General features: G+C 70.6%; 1 protein-coding gene. It reads left to right on the top strand.

Annotated features, from left to right (window positions below):
* The first annotated feature begins 204 nt into the window (after positions 1-204).
* A complete protein-coding gene (locus ABTZ94_RS37570) occupies positions 205-1,266 on the top strand; it encodes an adenosine deaminase (RefSeq protein WP_351207959.1) in 1,062 nt (353 codons plus the stop codon).
* Positions 1,267-1,359 lie beyond the last annotated feature (93 nt).

The following is a 1,359-nucleotide window of genomic DNA, read 5'->3' as shown; positions in this document are numbered from 1 at the left end:
TCGGCGGAACCAGGACCTCTCACCTGGCCCGCCTCGAACTCGCCGCCTGAACCGCGATCAAGACCGCCGCTTTGCGGATTTCCCAACGGAGTCCTACAAGAGGGGGCTTCTCATGTGGTCGACTATTGGCCGCATGACGGACAAGCCCTGCCCGACGCCTTTCGGCACAGCGCGGAGCGTAACAGCTACAGAAGGTGATCGGACATGGATCGTGACGTCCGGCTGTTGCCCAAGGCCCACCTGCACTTGCATTTCACCGGGTCGATGCGGCCCACGACCCTGCTCGAACTCGCCGACAAGTACGGCGTGCATCTGCCGGAGGCCCTGACCGGCGGCGAGCCGCCCAGGCTGCGCGCCACGGACGAGCGCGGATGGTTCCGCTTCCAGCGGCTCTACGACATCGCCCGGTCCTGCCTGAGGACCCCCGAGGACATCCAGCGGCTCGTGCGCGAGACGGCCCAGGAGGACGTCGCGGACGGCTCCGGCTGGCTGGAGATCCAGGTCGATCCCACGTCGTACGCCCCGCTGCTCGGCGGGCTGATCCCGGCGATCGAGATCATCCTGGACGCGGTGGACGGCGCGTCGCGCGAGACCGGTCTGCCGATCCGGGTGGTGATCGCGGCGAATCGGATGAAGCATCCCCTGGACGCCCGGACGCTGGCCCGGCTCGCGGTGCGGTACGTGGACCGGGGCGTCGTCGGATTCGGGCTCTCCAACGACGAGCGCCGCGGGATGGCCCGGGATTTCGACCGGGCCTTCGCCATCGCCCGCGACGGCGGTCTGCTGGCGGCCCCGCACGGCGGCGAGCTGGCCGGCCCTTCGAGCGTGCGGGACTGCCTGGACGATCTGGACGCGGCCCGGATCGGGCACGGCGTACGGGCCGCCGAGGACCCGCGGCTGCTGCGCAGGCTGGCGGAGCGCGGGGTGACCTGCGAGGTGTGCCCGGCGTCGAACGTGGCGCTGGGCGTCTACGAGAAGCCCGGCGACGTTCCCCTGCGCAATCTGTTCGAAGCCGGGGTGCCGATGGCGCTGGGTGCGGACGATCCGCTGCTCTTCGGCTCCCGGCTGGCCGCGCAGTACGACCTCGTACGGCGCCACCACGCGTTCACGGACGAGGAGCTGGCGGAACTGGCCAGGCAGTCGGTACGCGGCTCCGCAGCGCCGGCCACGGTACGGACGGAGCTCCTGGCCGGCATCGACGGGTGGCTGTCGAAGCCGGGGGGCCAAGGGCTTGATTCCCCCGGTCCACGGACGGGGCCGGATTAGACCGACCGGCAAATGGGGGGTGGGAGAAGGAGCGGGGCTGGGTGCGTGCAGCTGCAAGGCGGAGGATTGAGGCAGATGGGGTCTCCCCTGCTC

This window comes from Streptomyces sp. NPDC002785, assembly GCF_040295565.1.
Taxonomy (GTDB): Bacteria; Actinomycetota; Actinomycetes; order Streptomycetales; family Streptomycetaceae; genus Streptomyces.
This window is presented reverse-complemented; position numbering and strand designations above follow the sequence as displayed.